The sequence below is a fragment of the Acetobacter estunensis genome, from assembly GCF_019083805.1.
Classification (GTDB): Bacteria; Pseudomonadota; Alphaproteobacteria; order Acetobacterales; family Acetobacteraceae; genus Acetobacter; species Acetobacter estunensis_A.
On the sequence record NZ_JAHRDV010000007.1, the window covers coordinates 1 to 15,717 of the forward strand.

15 protein-coding genes are annotated in these 15,717 nt (G+C 59.7%); 9 read left to right on the plus strand and 6 right to left on the minus strand.

The features are described from left to right. Nucleotides 1-259, minus strand: a 259-nt coding sequence (locus KUA11_RS17855) for a glycosyltransferase family 2 protein (protein ID WP_217410343.1), incomplete at its 3' end; no start/stop codon positions are given. On the opposite strand from KUA11_RS17855, the gene KUA11_RS10260 reads away from it, so the two are divergent. The 3 genes from KUA11_RS10260 (at nt 163) to KUA11_RS10270 (ending at nt 2,110) form a co-directional block, all read left to right on the plus strand. After that, nucleotides 163-1,101, plus strand: a complete 939-nt coding sequence (locus tag KUA11_RS10260) for a glycosyltransferase family 2 protein (protein ID WP_217410210.1) — start codon at nt 163-165, stop codon at nt 1,099-1,101. The genes KUA11_RS17855 and KUA11_RS10260 overlap by 97 nt on opposite strands. Before the next feature lie 99 nt (nt 1,102-1,200). Then, nucleotides 1,201-1,830, plus strand: a complete 630-nt coding sequence (locus KUA11_RS10265; protein WP_254454843.1) for a D-sedoheptulose 7-phosphate isomerase — start codon at nt 1,201-1,203, stop codon at nt 1,828-1,830. Nucleotides 1,831-1,837: 7 nt separating this feature from the next. Next, nucleotides 1,838-2,110, plus strand: coding sequence for a hypothetical protein (locus KUA11_RS10270; RefSeq protein ID WP_217410211.1), 273 nt, complete (start codon nt 1,838-1,840; stop codon nt 2,108-2,110). Here the strand turns inward: KUA11_RS10270 and KUA11_RS10275 are convergent. Further along, entirely contained in the window at nt 2,097-2,387 is a 291-nt protein-coding gene (locus KUA11_RS10275) for a putative quinol monooxygenase (protein ID WP_217410212.1), read from the minus strand. The genes KUA11_RS10270 and KUA11_RS10275 overlap by 14 nt on opposite strands. A gap of 232 nt (nt 2,388-2,619) precedes the next feature. On the opposite strand from KUA11_RS10275, the gene KUA11_RS10280 reads away from it, so the two are divergent. Next, nucleotides 2,620-4,428, plus strand: a complete 1,809-nt coding sequence (locus KUA11_RS10280) for a cation:proton antiporter (RefSeq protein WP_217410213.1) — start codon at nt 2,620-2,622, stop codon at nt 4,426-4,428. On the opposite strand, the gene KUA11_RS10285 is transcribed toward KUA11_RS10280, so the two are convergent. Further along, nucleotides 4,403-4,942 (minus strand): L,D-transpeptidase family protein, encoded by a 540-nt coding sequence (locus tag KUA11_RS10285; RefSeq protein WP_217410214.1) that lies wholly within the window; start codon nt 4,940-4,942, stop codon nt 4,403-4,405. The genes KUA11_RS10280 and KUA11_RS10285 overlap by 26 nt on opposite strands. A 288-nt stretch (nt 4,943-5,230) precedes the next feature. Between KUA11_RS10285 and KUA11_RS10290 the strand changes: the two genes are divergently transcribed. After that, the gene (locus KUA11_RS10290) at nt 5,231-5,950 is read left to right on the plus strand and encodes a response regulator transcription factor (protein ID WP_217410215.1); all 720 of its coding nucleotides are present in this window, start codon (nt 5,231-5,233) and stop codon (nt 5,948-5,950) included. A gap of 97 nt (nt 5,951-6,047) precedes the next feature. On the opposite strand, the gene KUA11_RS10295 is transcribed toward KUA11_RS10290, so the two are convergent. Beyond that, nucleotides 6,048-8,543, minus strand: a complete 2,496-nt coding sequence (locus KUA11_RS10295) for a TonB-dependent receptor plug domain-containing protein (RefSeq protein WP_217410216.1) — start codon at nt 8,541-8,543, stop codon at nt 6,048-6,050. Between the two features lie 432 nt (nt 8,544-8,975). Here KUA11_RS10295 and KUA11_RS10300 point away from each other — a divergent pair, with 432 nt between their 5' ends. Then, nucleotides 8,976-10,139, plus strand: coding sequence for an aminotransferase class I/II-fold pyridoxal phosphate-dependent enzyme (locus KUA11_RS10300; protein WP_217410217.1), 1,164 nt, complete (start codon nt 8,976-8,978; stop codon nt 10,137-10,139). A gap of 40 nt (nt 10,140-10,179) precedes the next feature. Here the strand turns inward: KUA11_RS10300 and KUA11_RS10305 are convergent, their stop codons facing one another. Further along, a complete protein-coding gene (locus KUA11_RS10305) occupies nt 10,180-10,644 on the minus strand; it encodes a hypothetical protein (RefSeq protein WP_217410218.1) in 465 nt (154 codons plus the stop codon). A gap of 21 nt (nt 10,645-10,665) precedes the next feature. Beyond that, entirely contained in the window at nt 10,666-11,460 is a 795-nt protein-coding gene (locus KUA11_RS10310; protein WP_217410219.1) for an exodeoxyribonuclease III, read from the minus strand. Between the two features lie 152 nt (nt 11,461-11,612). On the opposite strand from KUA11_RS10310, the gene KUA11_RS10315 reads away from it, so the two are divergent. The 3 genes from KUA11_RS10315 (at nt 11,613) to pgsA (ending at nt 15,590) form a co-directional block, all read left to right on the plus strand. Then, complete coding sequence (locus tag KUA11_RS10315) at nt 11,613-12,674, plus strand: dipeptidase (protein ID WP_217410220.1); 1,062 nt, start codon at nt 11,613-11,615, stop codon at nt 12,672-12,674. 293 nt (nt 12,675-12,967) lie between these two features. Next, nucleotides 12,968-14,887, plus strand: coding sequence for an excinuclease ABC subunit UvrC (uvrC, locus tag KUA11_RS10320; RefSeq protein ID WP_217410221.1), 1,920 nt, complete (start codon nt 12,968-12,970; stop codon nt 14,885-14,887). A gap of 97 nt (nt 14,888-14,984) precedes the next feature. Then, complete coding sequence (gene pgsA, locus KUA11_RS10325) at nt 14,985-15,590, plus strand: CDP-diacylglycerol--glycerol-3-phosphate 3-phosphatidyltransferase (protein WP_217410326.1); 606 nt, start codon at nt 14,985-14,987, stop codon at nt 15,588-15,590. Nucleotides 15,591-15,717: the final 127 nt, after the last annotated feature.

Here is a 15,717-nt window from a genome sequence, read left to right on the forward strand (position 1 = left end):
GAAGGCGGAGCATCTCCCCTTCCCTGCTGCCGTTGTCGAGCACCAGTACATCCAGTTCTTCCCAAGCCGTCTCATGCAGCACGCCCTGCAGACACGTGCGCAGATACTCGGGACGATCGCGCGTCGGGACAATTATGGACACATGCGGTCTGCGTGTCGGCAATGGATAGATCACACGCGGATGCTCCACCTGCCCCCCCACAAGCCGCGCCTGTTCCAGCCGCAGTTCGGGCCGGTGAGACGCCAGATACCGCCGCACCAGATTCCTTTCCTGCTCCGTGCCCAACCCTCTCCTATCCGACGCGCGATCGTCCCGAGTATCTGCGCACGTGTCTGCAGGGCGTGCTGCATGAGACGGCTTGGGAAGAACTGGATGTACTGGTGCTCGACAACGGCAGCAGGGAAGGGGAGATGCTCCGCCTTCTGGACGATGTGACACGTGATCCACGCGTGCAGGTGCTGACATGTGATGAACCGTTCAACTGGTCGCGCCTGAACAACGCAGGCGTGGCAGCGACACGGGGGGAACTGGTCCTGCTGCTTAACGACGATGTGGCCATCCGTCACCCGGACTGGCTGGAGGAGATGGTGCGTCAGGCGCTGCGTCCCGGTGTGGGAATCGTGGGTGCGCGACTGCTCTATCCTGACGACACGATCCAGCACGCGGGCGTTGCGCTGTCAGAAGACGGTGCTGCGCATCTTCTGAGGGGAGCTGCGGCGGATGATGCGGGTTATCTGGGACAACTTGTACGACAACGCGATCTCGTGGCGGTGACGGGGGCGTGCCTGATGGTGCATCGGGATGTGTTCGAGCTGGTCGGTGGACTGGATGAGGAGTTGGAGGTGGCGTGCAACGACATTGACCTTTGTCTGCGTGTTATCGCGGTAGGCCGGCGCGTGGTGTGGACGCCTTTTGCCACACTCACGCATGTCGATGGCGGCACACGGGGCACCATGCAGACACCGGAGAAAATTGTGCGGCACTGGCGCGAGACGGCGCGGCTTGTCGGGCGGTGGGGCGCATGGATGCGGCGTGATGCGGTGGTGTCGCCCTTCCTGCGCGTGACGGAACACTCTCTGCTTTTGCGTGAGAACGAATGAGGCAGATGGTTGCCGCTGGTGCGGCGTGCGAGAACCATCTGGTGATGGTTTTGCTCTAGGATGCACCGCACCGACTATGGAACGAGAATGATGCCCGAGATGACTGCTCCGAACCTGAACGCAGATGCAACCGCTGCCGTGCGCGATGATCGCGGCTTCATGACGGATTATCTCCGGCAGTCTGCCGAGGCCATGGCGGTGTTTGCGCAGGATGCGGCCGCACAGGAGGTCATGCTGGACATGGCCGCGCGGATCGTGGCCGCGCTGGAGGCTGGAGGGCGTCTGCTGATTGCCGGGAACGGGGGAAGTGCGGCGGACGCGCAGCACATCGCGGGCGAGTTTACGGCGCGGCTGATGTATGACCGGCGTCCGTTGAGCGCTGTGGCGCTGACGACCGACACTTCCAGCCTGACAGCCATTGGCAACGATTACGGCTTTGTCGATATTTTCTCGCGGCAGGTGCTGGCGCTTGGACGTCCCGGCGACGTGTTTCTTGGTATCACCACTTCCGGAACATCCCCCAACATCCTGCGCGCTTTCGAGGTGGCGCGGGAGGCAGGGCTGGTGACGGTGGCCTTCACCGGACATGCAGGCGTGCGTGGCGCCCCATGCGATGTAACGCTGGCCGTTCCTTCCGTGTGGACGCCGGTCATTCAGCAACTTCACATCACGGCGGCGCATATCGTGTGCGGCTTGGTGGAGCGCGCGTTGTGCCCGCGTTCCAGCTAACTTGAACATGACGGGCGAGAGTGGCTTTGCCCTGCCTCCGATTGATCCGGAGGTGGAAAAGGCGTTTCTGGAGCGGCGTCTGCTGGGCCTGTTGCGTGAGGTCGAAGGGCTGAATGGTCATGCGCGCGGGCTTGAGGAGCAGATGGCACGGCTGGAACGCGAATTGAGGGCGGCACGTGCGGCTCTTGAGGAAGAGCGCGCACGACCGCTCGTCATTACATTGCTGCGCCGCATGCGGAGGCGAGCAGGGCGCGTGGTGGGACGTCTCAGAGCGGGTTGAGAATGTGGACTTCCAGCGGCGCGCCCAGAAGCGGCTCGATGATGGCGGCCATCTTCTTGAAATGCGGTGTCTCCATGTGGGCGGCGAGTGCCTCACGGCTGGCCCAGCGCTCAATGAAGATGAATGTGTTGGGATCATCGAGATCGCGGTGCGGCGTATAGAATAGGTTCGTTGCTTCTGCACGTGAAGGCGCTTCGCAGGCCTTCATGGCTGCGGCCACGGCTTCGGCCTGACCGGGTTTTGCCTTCACAATTGCAACAACTTCGATCTGTGACATGGGCTGTTCTCCCTCTGGCGCGTGTTTTTGGCGTCGTTTGCGCCCGAAAATGACGGCGTAACGGCGGTCCACTGTGTACCTGACGAAACGGTCTGCCAAGAAGCCGCGCCTTATAGGCGTTGGGTCGTGGGGCACGTATGATCTGAAGTCATCGCTGGGGACAATACGGGATTCTGGCGGTGAGCAGATGCAAGGGAGGGCCCATGGCCACATCACGTAACGGAACAGCTTCATGAGTCAGGACGCGGCCTGTCTGGTCTTTCTCGTGTTCTGCGGTGGCATGACGGCACAATGGGTGGCGTGGAAGTTTCATCTCCCCGCCATCGTGCTGTTGTTCGGCCTGGGGCTCCTGCTCGGACCGGGCTTGGACATTCTTCATCCCGATGAGTTGATCGGTCCGCTGTTTCATCCGGTTGTCTCGCTTGCGGTGGCGCTGATTGTGTTCGAGGGCGGACTGGCGCTCGATTTTCGCCAGCTTGGAGAAGCGGGCGAGGGGGTTCTGCGACTCACGCTGGTGGCGCTGCCCATCAATTGGGTGTTGGGTTCGGCAGCGGCACATTACGTGGGCGGGCTGACATGGGGACCGTCATTCCTGTTCGGCTCCATCGTCGTGGTGACGGGACCGACGGTGGTGCTGCCGCTGCTACGACAGGCCAAGTTGCGGCCTCGGATTGCGGCCTTCCTGCGATGGGAAGCCATCGTGAACGACCCGATCGGCGCAATTCTGGCTACGCTGGTGCTCGAAGTTCTGTTGATGCGGCCGAGTGAGGACACGTCTGTCCATTTCGTCAGCATTTTTCTGCATGTAGTCATCAGTCTGGTCGTGGCCATCGGTCTTGGGGTGGGCGGCGGCTGGAGCGTGCGCGAATTGTTCGTGCGCGATCTCATGCCCGAGACGCTCAAGATGCCGCTCCTTCTCACGATGGCGCTGGCGATGTACGGCCTCGGTTCCCTGTTCATGGACGGCGCGGGGTTGGCGGCAGCGACGGTGTTCGGCATGGCGCTGGCGAACATGAAGGTGCCGGGGCTGAATGAATTGCAGCGGATGAAAGAGAGCCTTGTGGTGCTCATCGTCTCGCTCCTATTCATCCTGCTGACGGCGGATCTGCATCGGGTTGTTCTGGAGCGACTGTCATGGTCGATCTTCGCGTTGACCTGTGCGGTGATCTTCCTTGTGCGCCCTCTTGGCATCTACCTTGCCACGCTCCGCAGCGGTCTGAGCACGGGCGAGCGCATCTTCGTGGGCTGGATCGCACCACGTGGAATCGTGGCGGCGGCCGTGGCCGGTGTATCGGGCATCCGCCTGACGGAAGGAGGCTTTGCCGACGCGGAATTCGTCATGCCGGCCGTGTTCGCGGTTATTGCGGCGACCATGCTTTTGCATGGATTCTCGTTGCGGCCGCTCGCACGGAAACTGCATCTGACGCTTTCCAATGTGCCAGCTCTAGCCATCGTGGGTGCCAGCCCGTGGTCACGCGATCTGGCGGTGGTCACGCAGAAAGCCGGGACGCCTGTGACGGTGGTGGACACGTCGGCCCGGGCGCTGGTTCCGGCCAAACGGGCGGGTGTGGCCGTGCTGCACGCTGAGATGCTGTCGGAAGCAGGTGCGGAAAGTCTGGAAGAACTTCCTGCGGATTATCTGATTACCGCGACTCCCGACGCCATCTACAACGGTATGGTCTGCGCGCATCTCATGCCGCATTTCGGGCGAGCGCGGGTGTATCAGGTCAGCCCCGGCATCAAACGTCTGGATGAATATCGGGGACTCAGCCGGGACGCGCGCGGCAAGGTGCTGGGTGAACCGGCGTGGAACTTCACGTTGTTGGACACTCTCTGGCAGGACGGCTGGCGCTTTCGCGCCGAGCCTGTGACGGAGGCCAACATGGCGGTGCTGGCTCAGGCTTCCGATGAACGTCTGGACTTTCTCGTTCTCAAACCCGGTTCGGGGTTCAGCATCCGCTCAGTGGAAGACGGTCCTTCTGCGTCTCTGACGGAGGGAGATGTGCTGGTGTCCTTCATGCCCCCGGCGGTTGCACCGTGATGGAGGCAAGTCCCATGGCGAGCACCAGCCGCAGATCCGGTTCCGTCAGGGCGATACAGCCCTCCGTTGGTTTACGGTCGGGTGACTGGAGGTGAAGGAAGATTGCCGAACCGCGTCCGGGCACGGGCGGGGCATCGTTGTATCCCAACACGCCCACGAGGTCGTAGAGGTGGTCCTCGCGCCATAAATCTTCATGACGGGCTGGGTGGGGAAGCGCAATCTGCCGGTTGTAATCGGGAGAGGTCGGATCGTCGCACCAGCCATCGTGACGGCCGATGGGTTCAAGCAGAAGGGGGCGTCCGTCCGGTGTGGCAGCGCCCATATCCGGGCGACTGATGCGGTCCGCGCGATAGAGCACCTTGCGCAGGGCAAGCAGGCCCACGGGGGTTGCATGATCGCCTTCCTGCTTGTGCAGAGTGACGCCTGCGGCCCCGATCACGGCGGGGAGAATCCGATCCGCGCAATGCAGTTGTGCAGTGCTGCCGCTTTCGGGGATGAGAGTCGCATGTATCATAAGGGAATGATCCGGGCTTTTCTGGGCGGCGTTGTCCCTGGAAATGTCCGGCCTCCGGCGCGCAGAGGCGGAGGAAGACGATTTGCCGGGAAAGAGGCCGATCGCTTTGCTGGTGGAATGGTGAGGGACGGAAATGGCGTTGTCATCCGTTTCGTGCCAGTCTGTCACGACACCGTGATAGGGTGTTGAAGGGCGGTTGTCTGCTGTTTGGTGCGGCAGGGCAGCCAGACGCTCTTGTCGCGGGAAAGCAGGGCGCTTAGGTGGGTCCCAAGAAGAAAGAGGTACCGAATGTCGGGCGCACGTCCAATTCTGATCGTCGATGATGACCAGACGCTACGGCAGATGCTTGTCGAGCAGCTCCAGGTCGATGGTGAATTTCAGGCTGTGGAGGCCGCGTCCGTAGCGGAGGCGTGGGAGGCGATCAGAGCCCCCGACTCCCGATTCGATGCGATCATTCTGGACGTTACCCTGCCAGATGGTGACGGTCGTGACTTCTGCATGGAGTTGCGGCGCGAGGGCATCCGCATGCCCATTATCATGCTGACCGGATCGGACGATGAGGCGGACGTGGTGCGTGGGCTCGATGCCGGCGCAAACGATTACGTCGCCAAGCCGTTCCGCATTGCCGAGTTGCTGGCCCGCCTGCGCGCGCAGCTTCGTATTTTCGAGAACAGCGAGGACGCGGTCTTCACGGTGGGGCCATACACGTTCCGCCCCTCCGCCAAGCTGCTGGTCGAGACGGCCCGTAACCGCCGTATCCGCCTGACAGAAAAAGAAGCAGCGATTCTTAAGTTCCTCTATCGCGCGGGCACCCGGCCGGTGCCGCGTCAGGTGCTGCTTAACGAGGTGTGGGGCTACAACGCTGCCGTCACCACACACACGCTGGAGACGCACATTTATCGCCTGCGTCAGAAGATCGAGCCTGATCCGTCCAATGCCACGTTGCTGATTACGGAAGGTGGTGGTTACCGCCTCGACCCTGAAGGTGGCGTGCCGCCGGTTGTGTGAGGACGAAAGTTTTTTACACTTCAGCCGTCCTTCCGAAAGGAAGGGCGGCTTTTTTGTGCGTTCATCATCAGAGCGATGAGGAAATATCCGGTGTCTTTCAGAAGGTGGCGTTGACGCGGCCATAATAATAGGCGCCTTCGTACCCGATATTGGCGGCCTGACTGTCGTAGATGGATGAGCCGAGATAGTTGTTGGCGGGCTTCACCTTGCGAGGACGCATGTTGAAAATGTTGTTGGCCCCGACAGCGATATGCCAGTGCGGATTCACCCTGTAGCCGACCTCCAGATCCGTCAGCCAGATGGGTGTGTTGACGAAGGCCGCGAAGTGGGTGGTGGAATATTGCAGATTGGCGGGAGCAAGATCGTAATATGTCAACATGGAAGAGGTCTGACCGTAACGGGTTTCACGAATGTTTACGTCCCATTCTCCATTGGTCCAGTAGGCGTTGAGGATGATCTTGCTGCGTGGTGAGGCGTTTGTCAGATAAGAGGCGGTCTGTGCGCTGGAGAGGGACTGCCCGAAGGCATTGGTGTTGGTGTGATGCATACGGGTGCGGTTGAGATTGAGCATCAGCGAGAGATCGAGTGTGCCGTACCGATGCAGGCGCAGCCTGTAATCAGCCTGTATGTCCAGTCCCTGTGTGCGGGTGCTGCCCACATTGGCCAGATAATTGGCCTGCACATCGCTGAGATTCAGGCCTGAGGGAAGTGTGATGCCGGTCTGGGCAATGGCGTCATAGGCGGCCTGTCCGCCAGTGTAATTGGCGCCGATGATACGGTTGCGGATATTGATCTGATAGACATCGACCGAAACGTGAAAATTGTCGACGGGTTCGAGAATGAATCCACCCTCCACATTTGTGGAGCGTTCGGCTTTCAGACGTGAGGCGCCAATCTTCTGGGCTGCCGGATCGGTGGCGCTGAGCAGGGCTGCGGCACCTGTCGGGCTGACATTGAGCGAACTGTAGTGAGATTCAGCCAAAGTGGGGGCGCGGAAGCCATTGCTTATGGTGACGCGGACCGCAATCCGTTTCGTAACGTCATAGCGGGTCGAGACCTTCCCGGTTTCAGCACTGCCCGAATCTGTGTAGTGCTCAAAGCGTCCGCCCAAATCGACCTGCCAGTTTTTCAACGGGTGGAAGTTCCCGTCCAGATAGCCCGACCAGACGTTGCGATCCCAGCTTCCGGCACTTTGTGAGGTCAGGCCCGCCATGGCAGCAGTACCGCCATCAATATAGGAAGCTGGTTCGCCCGCTTTAATGGAATACATCTCCAGCCTGTGTTCGGCCCCGAAGGAGAATGTGACGGGCAGGACATGGGCGATGTTGAAGTCGCGATGCGCGTCGAAATTGCTGGTCCATTGCGAGGTGCGATAAGTTGCCGCGCGCACGTGGGTGGGGCTCCACCCTGTGCTGGCCAGCATGTTTGTGTTGATCGTGTTGTTGACGCCGAGGTCGTTGTCGTCTTCGCCATACAGCGTGCTCAGATCCCAGTCGAAACCAAACAAATTGTGTCCTCTCACGCCCAGATTGGCCTGAAAATCGTTTTCCTCCATCGTTTCTATAGGCGCGAATCCGGCTGGATAGACGGAAGGGGCGATGCTGGGCAGGCGGTAATGCTGTTCCGTCTCCGCGTGACGGTGGGTGTATGTGATGAGGCCGTAGGTCTCGATCTGTTGCGTGATTCCCTTCCCCCATTCGATCGAGAGATTCTCTCGGGTTTCTTCGGGTGTGCTCGTGCTGTGATCGGCATAGGGGGACCAGGCGTCACCGGGCGCCCATCGGTGATCGCGCGTGGCGCGGGACTTCGAGATGAAGAAATCCTTGTGATAGACTTCGCCGCTCAGGTGAACGAAGCCGTTATTCCCCCATTTGAGGCCGCCATCGGCCCCGACCCGGTAGCGCCAGCCGTCGCCGTTGTAGGCGTCGGCTCCCGTGTCCGTCACGACATTGAGACCCTGCGCCGCTTTTTTGGTAACGATGTTGATGACGCCAGCGACCGCATCCGCTCCATAGCGTGCACCGGCCCCGTCGCGCAGCACTTTGATGTGGTCGATGGCGCTGGCAGGGATCATGTTGAGATCGACGGATGTGGACCCCTGTTGCGGGCCGCGGTCGGCCACGATGTTCCCCGTGGTGTGCCGACGTTTTCCATCCATCAGCACGAGTACTTCATTGGGATTGAGACCGCGCATGCGAATGGAGGAGGTGAGAGCACCCGCATCCCATCCCTGAGCCTGTGTCGTGATGGAGGGATCGAGACGGGCAATGGCGTCCGCAAGATTGAGTTGTCCTGAACGGCGTAATTCCGCTGAGGAAATGACCGTGACAGGAGTAGGGCTGTCACGCGCGGTACGTTTGTAGGAGTGGCCGGTGCTCACATGGATTTCTTCCGCAGCATCTGTGCCCGCATTGCGGCTTTTTGCAGGAGAAGGGTGAGATGGATGTGCGTTGGGTTTGGCTGGGAGGGGGTGGATGTGCGCGCTCCGCTCCCGTGTAATGGTGTCGGTCGATGAGGATGTCGTGGCGGCCTGGGCCGAGGACGCCAGACTGGCCAGTGAGACTGCGCCGAGCGCAAGAACAGTGTGTTTCATTTGGACGGGATCCAGCGTGTGAACTCCCGACAAGACAAGATCATATGTCGTAATTTTAATAGTTATTTGTCGCGTGTGGTTAATTTGTTCTTTCTGTTTGTATCAAATTCGCAACATATATTCTCATATTAAAGATAATATATTTCCTATATTAAACGATATTTTCTTTATGCAGAGTTTTGCCATGCTTATGTCGCCACTTTCTGGAAGCGGACAAAGGGAAAGCGCAAGAATGAAAATGGGTGTGGGGTTTGATTTTTCACAAGCAATCAGGGTGACTGTCTCTGGTTTTACGACCTCATCATGAAACCATGTGACGCGGGCAGGGGCTGTGGGAAGCTTTCTCCAAACCAAGAGTTTTTATTTTCTCATTATCTGAAAAGCTGCTTTGATGTTTTCTTGTGACTGGAACGACGTCAGAGATATAGAAACATGCCGCATATCATCAGTCGATTGTATTCAGAAAATCCCGTTACGTCTGAATATTCGCGCCGAACATTCGGCCAGCTTGCTGGTCTGTTCAGTGTGGGCGCATCCTTTTCCAATCTCGTGCCATCAGCCCGCGCACAGACATCTTCTTCGCCGACCGGCACGGTTCTTCTGGACAAGAATGAATACTGGACTGGGCCATTTCCGCAGGCAGTTCAGGTGGCGCAGCAGGAAATCCTTCAGGGCAACCGTTACGATCCGGGCCATGTGCATGAGGCGTTTCTGAAAACCGTAGCCGTGACCGAACGGGTGCCGCTGGATCATGTTCTTGTCTGGCAAGGCTCGATGGACCCGCTCATCCGCAGTGTGGCGTCGTTCGCCTCACCACAGCGCGGATTGGTGACGGTCGATCCCACATTTGAGGTGCCGTGGGCGGTGGCGAAATATCTCAACATACCGGTGCAGCGGGTGCCGCTGACGGCAGAAGGACGGTATGTGACGAGTGCGAGGAGTTTGCTGACGGCCAATCCGCAGGCTGGTCTCTATTACATATGTTCGCCCAACAACCCGACCGGAACGCCGACATCTCTCGATGAGATCAGGTGGCTTCTGGAGCATAAACCTGCCGATGCGATCGTTCTGGTGGATGAGGCCTATATCCATTTTTCCGACAACCCGAGCGCCTTGTCATTGCTCAAGGATCGTAAGGATCTCCTGATTCTCAGGACGTTTTCCAAATTGTTCGGCATGGCCGGATTGCGGGTGGGGCTGAGTTTCGCGCATCCGGAGTTGCACCACCGCATGATGCGCTACGATGGGGAAACCGCCACCAAACTGATCAATGTCGCTGCGCTGGCGGGTGCGCGGGAAAGTCTTCTGTTGCCAGAAGAGGTGCGACGGCGGCGCGAGGATATGACGTCGGTGCGCCGGGAGGTGGAAGCGCATCTGACGCACCGGCACATCGCATTTGTCCCCGGCAGTGTGGCCAACATGATCATGGTGGACTGGAGCCATCCAGCAAAGGATGTCGCGGCAGCTTTTGCGAAGGAGGGCGTCATCATCGGTCGCAACTGGCCAATCTGGCCGAATGTGTCGCGCATCACTCTCGGGTCACGTGAGGAGATGCAGGTGTTCTTGCGGCAGGTGGACCGGTTGTTTCCTGCGTGAAGTCAAAAGAGAGAGCATTACGGCTCCCTCCAAGGTTGGATCAGGCGTGATTCTGACTGTAGATGCCGCGTGGCAGTCCACCTTCAATACGCTTGTTCCAGTAAGACCAGGGAAAAGCTACATCTTCCAATGGAACGAACGTGATGTCGTGAGCATCTAAGAAAGCCTTTTCCGCTTTCTTGAGAACATCTTTTCGTACAAAGCCGAGAAAACGAGGTGGCTTGTCGAAGGACGCAGTGATGGCTGTTTGTTCCAGCTTGCGAAAGATAGGCTGATACCAGCGCGTTTCACGTTCTCTGATTTTTTCTAGAAGTGTGTCAATGTTCGCGTTTGCTGTTACTTCTATAACAATGATTTCTTTATTTTCGAGGTCGAGAGCCACGAAATCCGGACAAGAACCGCCCTCTTGACGCTCCTTGTCGTATTTAATGGTACATTGCGGTGCAATAAAGACCTTTCCACCCAGCGTAAGGTAGGTGGCGACGTTACTTTCCCAATCGCACATAATCAGAAACTTCTGTTGAATTTACGCACCCAGATCGATCATTACCGGCACGTGGTCTGATGGAGAGGCCCAGTCCCGTGTCTCACGGATCACCTGCATGCCGTGCAGTGACGCGACGAGATCGGGCGTGATCCACACATGGTCCAGCCGCCGCCCGCGGTTGGACGCGCTCCAGTCGCGGTTGCGATAGGACCACCACGTATAGAGTTTCTCATCCGACGGGATGAAGTGGCGCATGGTGTCCACAAAGCCGGTGTTCAGCCATGCGTTCAGACGTGTCGTCTCGGGTGGTGTGTGACTGACGACCTTTAGGAGTTGTTTGTGGCTCCACACGTCGTTTTCCAGCGGGGCAATATTGAGGTCGCCCACGATGACCGTTCGGGCGCGATGGTGTGTTTCGAACCACGCCGTCACCTGATCCACAAAGGCCAGCTTGTGCGCGTATTTGGGGTTTTCGTCCTCGTCGGGGATGTCGCCACCCGCCGGAACATAAAAATTATGAATCTCGACAGGGCCGTTTTCACCCTCGATGCGGGCGGCAGCGTGACGGCAGTCACCTTTCTCGCACCAGTCCGGCGTGTCCAGAACCGGTTCCAGCGCCTGTCGGGCGAGGATGGCCACGCCGTTATAGCCCTTCATGCCGCGTCGGACCTGATGCGGATAGCCCAGTTCCTTCAGAGCTTCGTGTGGGAACAGAGGGTCGGGCACCTTCGTTTCCTGAAGGCAGATCACGTCCGGCCGCAATTGCCGGTCGAGTTCGGCCAGCAGCGGCAGACGAAGGCGGAGGGAGTTGATGTTCCAGGTCACGATGCGCATGGGGCGGCGTTGATCGCTCAAACGGGGTCGGGGGACAAGGGTGATTCTGTCACCTCTGGTCAGCGTCACATGCGTCGGGGCAAGGTGCGGACCTCCGCCCATGTTGCGGGCGCGCCCTTGCAAACCTTCTCGCCGGACACGATTTCCCAGCTATGACCTCTTTTTCCTCTCCCGCGCCCGTCACCGAGGACGTGCTCGCCCTGCATCGTTCGCTGCTCACGCTGGACAGTCACATCGATATTCCGTGGCCGGATCGTGACGATGCGTTTCTCGATACGTCGGATCGCTTTGTCGATTTTCCCAAGATGAAGCGGGGTCATCTCTCGGCGGGCTGCTTCGTGGCGTACATCCCGCAAGGGAAGGTCGATGCGCAGGGGCATGCGGCGGCGCAGGAGCAGACGTTGGCCATGCTGGAGGCCATCAACCGCATGCAGGGCACGCGCAATGGCATCACGGCCCGCGTCTGTCCGACGGTGGATGAGATTGAGGCGGCCTGCCGGGATGGAGCGCTGGCGGTCGTGCCGGGTGTGGAGAACGGCTACGGCATGGGCGATGATATCGGGATGCTGGCGCGCTTCCGTGCCCTCGGCGCACGTTATGTGACGCTCACCCATAATGGTCACAACGCGCTGGCCGATTCCGGGCAACCGAGCCGTGTTCTGGGCGACCCGGAGGCGAGGCACGGCGGTCTGTCGGCACTGGGGCGCGAGGCGATTGCCGAGATGAACCGGTTGGGGCTGCTGGTGGACGTGTCGCACACGGCCCGCGCGACCATGTTGCAGGCGGTTGAAGTGTCATCCGTGCCGGTGGTGGCGACACATGCCTGCGTGCGGGCCTTGTGCGATCACCCCCGCAATCTGGACGATGTGCAACTCGATGCGCTCAAGGCCAGTGGTGGCCTGATCCAGATTACGGCGATCGGCGGCTTCCTGCGTCCACGGTCCGAGCTTCAGGGACGCAGGGCGACGGTGGCGGATTACATGGATCATCTCGACTATGTGGTGAAGCGGCTTGGGCCGGAATATGTGGGGATCTCATCGGATTTCGATGGTGGCGGTCAGCTCGATGGTTGGGCGAATGCGGCGGAGTCGCCTGCTCTCACGGCTGAATTGATGCGTCGTGGGTATGACCGGAGCGAGATCGCGGCCTTCTGGGGCGGCAACTTCCGACGTCTTTTGCGCAAGGGCGAAGAGGCTACGAAGAAAGGCCTTTGAAAGGGTGGATTCGCGGCATGGAACAAAGCGGGACCGTGCCCGGTCTGAGGCGTTCGTCAGTATTCGGTGAATTTTGTCCACGTCCGGGATTGACTCGGGTTGTTTCAATGCGTTTCCAGCGATTCGAGGGGTGTCTTTTGGATGTCAGCCTTCAAAACAAAACAAAATCAATGGGTTGATTGGTCTGATTAAATTTTATGCAATCCAGTGTTCGAGGCAGAAAACCAAGGGGTCCATCAATCTGTCATCTTATCTCCCACAGACTTATCCACAGCTTCGGTGGATGAATGGCCATGACTGAGGAAACCCTTGGTGGAACGGGCGAAAAGTCCGCGCAGCCTGATTCCGCGACTCCTGTAACGGGGGTGGAAGTCATCCACGCCGCTCTCAGGACCATGCCGCTTTCGCCGGGTGTCTATCGGATGCTCGGTGCGAAGGGAGAGGTGCTTTATGTCGGCAAGGCACGCGCGCTCAAGAAACGCGTAACCTCCTACACGCACGTCTCGCGCCTGCCAGAGCGGCTGCGGCGGATGGTGTCCGAGACGGCGTCGATGGAGATCGTCACCACGCACACCGAGGCCGAGGCTCTGCTGCTTGAGGCCAACTACATCAAGCGCATGAAGCCGCGCTTCAACATTCTGCTGCGCGACGACAAGAGCTACCCGTGGCTGATGCTGAGCGAGCAGCACCCGTTTCCACAACTCGCCAAGCATCGCGGCAAGATGGAGAAGGGCGCGAGCTATTGGGGGCCGTTTGCCTCAGCGTGGGCGGTGAACCAGACCATCACCATTCTTCAACGGGTCTTTCGGCTGCGGACCTGCGCGGACTCGGTCTTCTCCTCCCGCACGCGCCCCTGTCTGCTGTTCCAGATCAAGCGGTGCTGCGCGCCATGCGTGGATCGGATCAGCGAGGAGGACTACGCGCGGCTTGTGAAGGAGGCGAAGGAGTTTCTCTCAGGCGAAGACAATGCCCTGAAGGCGCGGTTTGCTCAGGAGATGGAAGAGGCGGCTGCCACGCTGGACTATGAGAAGGCAGCGGTTCTGCGTGACCGGATCCGCGCGCTGGCATCGATGCAGGATTCGAGCGTCATCAATCCATCCTCCATCCGCGATGGCGATGTCATCGCTGTCTGGCAGCAAGCGGGACAGGCCTGCATTCAGGTGTTTTTCATCCGGGGCGGGCGAAACAACGGCAACCGTTCGTTCTTCCCGGTCCACACCAAGGATGAGACCGAAGGCGATATTCTCGCGGCGTTTCTCGGGCAGTTCTATGACGATAAGCCGCCGCCAGCGCTGCTGCTGGTCAATCGGGACGTGCCCGAGGCAGCCCTGCTGGCCGAGGCTCTCTCCATCCGACGTGGACACAAGGTGGAGATTCTGCGTCCCCAGCGTGGCGAGCGGCGCGACGTGGTCGAGCATGCCGAAACGAATGCCCGCGATGCGCTGGAACGCAAGCTGGCCGAGAGTGCTGGGCAGGCAAAGCTTCTGGAAGGTGTCGCGCGGGTCTTCGGGCTGGACGCACCGCCTCAGCGGATCGAGACCTACGATAACAGCCACATCATGGGCACCAGTCCGTACGGTGTGATGATTGTGGGAGGGCCGGAAGGCTTCGATCGTCGCTCGTACCGGAAATACGCCATCAAGGGACCGATCACGCCGGGCGATGACTTTGCCATGATGCGCGAGGTGCTTGAGCGGCGCTTCGGGCGGGCGTTGAAAGAGGCGGCGGAGGAAGGCGTAGCGCGTTCGGCGGACTGGCCCGATGTGCTGCTGATCGACGGAGGGGCGGGGCAGTTCTCCGCCGTGCGTGAGGTGCTCGATTCGCTGGGCGTGCAGGATGTGAAGCTGGTGGCCATTGCCAAGGGACCGGATCGCGACGCTGGGCGGGAGTGGTTTCATACAGGTGATGCACCGCCATTCCAGTTGGAGCCGCGCGATCCGGTGCTCTATTACCTCCAGCGTCTGCGCGATGAGGCGCACCGCTTCGCCATCACCACCCACCGGGCCGGGCGCTCGAAAAAACTGGTGAAGTCAGAGCTCGATGAGATTTCCGGTGTGGGACCGGCCCGTAAACGGGCGCTGTTGAACCACTTCGGTTCAGCACGTGGGGTAAGTCAGGCAGGGCTTGCGGAACTGGAGGCGGCGCCGGGCATTAACCGTGAGACGGCGCGCACGATCTATGGACACTTCCATCCGGACTGGGCGCCATCGTGAGGCGCGCGTATTGCGTCACGCGATTGCCATTGCACAGGACGCATTTCTCGGGACAGAGCCGTTTCGGTTCGTCTGCAAGTGGAGTAACGTGCGGAGAATGATAACCGATCTGCCGAACCTCCTGACTCTGTCGCGGATCGTCGCGATCCCGGTGCTGGTGGCTCTTGTGGCCATGAATCGGCCGGAAGCGTCGGCTGCGGCGTGTCTGCTGTTCATCGCTGCGGCGGTGACAGACTGGTTCGATGGGCATCTGGCCCGTTCGCGCAAGCTTCAGTCTGACCTTGGGCGTATGTTGGACCCCATTGCCGACAAGCTGCTGGTGGGCGCATCGCTCATGACGCTGGCGGGTCTGGGTGGACTTTCCCAGTTTGGGGCATTGTGGCCGGCCATTGTCATTCTTTGTCGCGAAATACTTGTCAGTGGTTTGCGGGAGTATCTGGCGGGCACGCGGGCCAGTCTGCCGGTCACACGGTTGGCCAAGTGGAAAACCGGTTTCCAGATGACAGCCATCGGTTTTCTGCTGGCGGGGGACAGCACGGGCGTGCTGCTCCATATGCCGTGGCTGCCGGTCACCCTCATGGGATCGCTGATGCTGTGGATTGCCGCCGTGCTGACATTGATCACGGGGTGGGATTATCTCATGGCCGGGCTGCGGCATGTGGAGCGACCAGCGGGAGCTTCCAACGGTCGGTCCGTGGGCTGAATGCCGTTGTGAACAGGCGTGCCGGATATGCGACACTGTTACGAAAAGGCGCCTCATAACCGCATGGTGGGTAAGTGGTAATTTACCTGAGACGGTCATCCTTGTATCAGGTGTGAGCAAACAGGGC

What these genes read in the sequence shown, in the direction of transcription:
- KUA11_RS10260 (WP_217410210.1), top strand. Translation starts at nt 163, where the DNA reads ATGGATAGATCACACGCGGATGCTCCACCTGCCCCCCCACAAGCCGCG.
- KUA11_RS10265 (WP_254454843.1), top strand. Translation starts at nt 1,201, where the DNA reads ATGACTGCTCCGAACCTGAACGCAGATGCAACCGCTGCCGTGCGCGAT.
- KUA11_RS10270 (WP_217410211.1), top strand. Translation starts at nt 1,838, where the DNA reads ATGACGGGCGAGAGTGGCTTTGCCCTGCCTCCGATTGATCCGGAGGTG.
- KUA11_RS10275 (WP_217410212.1), bottom strand. Translation starts at nt 2,387, where the DNA reads ATGTCACAGATCGAAGTTGTTGCAATTGTGAAGGCAAAACCCGGTCAG.
- KUA11_RS10280 (WP_217410213.1), top strand. Translation starts at nt 2,620, where the DNA reads ATGAGTCAGGACGCGGCCTGTCTGGTCTTTCTCGTGTTCTGCGGTGGC.
- KUA11_RS10285 (WP_217410214.1), bottom strand. Translation starts at nt 4,942, where the DNA reads ATGATACATGCGACTCTCATCCCCGAAAGCGGCAGCACTGCACAACTG.
- KUA11_RS10290 (WP_217410215.1), top strand. Translation starts at nt 5,231, where the DNA reads ATGTCGGGCGCACGTCCAATTCTGATCGTCGATGATGACCAGACGCTA.
- KUA11_RS10295 (WP_217410216.1), bottom strand. Translation starts at nt 8,543, where the DNA reads ATGAAACACACTGTTCTTGCGCTCGGCGCAGTCTCACTGGCCAGTCTG.
- KUA11_RS10300 (WP_217410217.1), top strand. Translation starts at nt 8,976, where the DNA reads ATGCCGCATATCATCAGTCGATTGTATTCAGAAAATCCCGTTACGTCT.
- KUA11_RS10305 (WP_217410218.1), bottom strand. Translation starts at nt 10,644, where the DNA reads ATGTGCGATTGGGAAAGTAACGTCGCCACCTACCTTACGCTGGGTGGA.
- KUA11_RS10310 (WP_217410219.1), bottom strand. Translation starts at nt 11,460, where the DNA reads ATGCGCATCGTGACCTGGAACATCAACTCCCTCCGCCTTCGTCTGCCG.
- KUA11_RS10315 (WP_217410220.1), top strand. Translation starts at nt 11,613, where the DNA reads ATGACCTCTTTTTCCTCTCCCGCGCCCGTCACCGAGGACGTGCTCGCC.
- uvrC (WP_217410221.1), top strand. Translation starts at nt 12,968, where the DNA reads ATGACTGAGGAAACCCTTGGTGGAACGGGCGAAAAGTCCGCGCAGCCT.
- pgsA (WP_217410326.1), top strand. Translation starts at nt 14,985, where the DNA reads ATGATAACCGATCTGCCGAACCTCCTGACTCTGTCGCGGATCGTCGCG.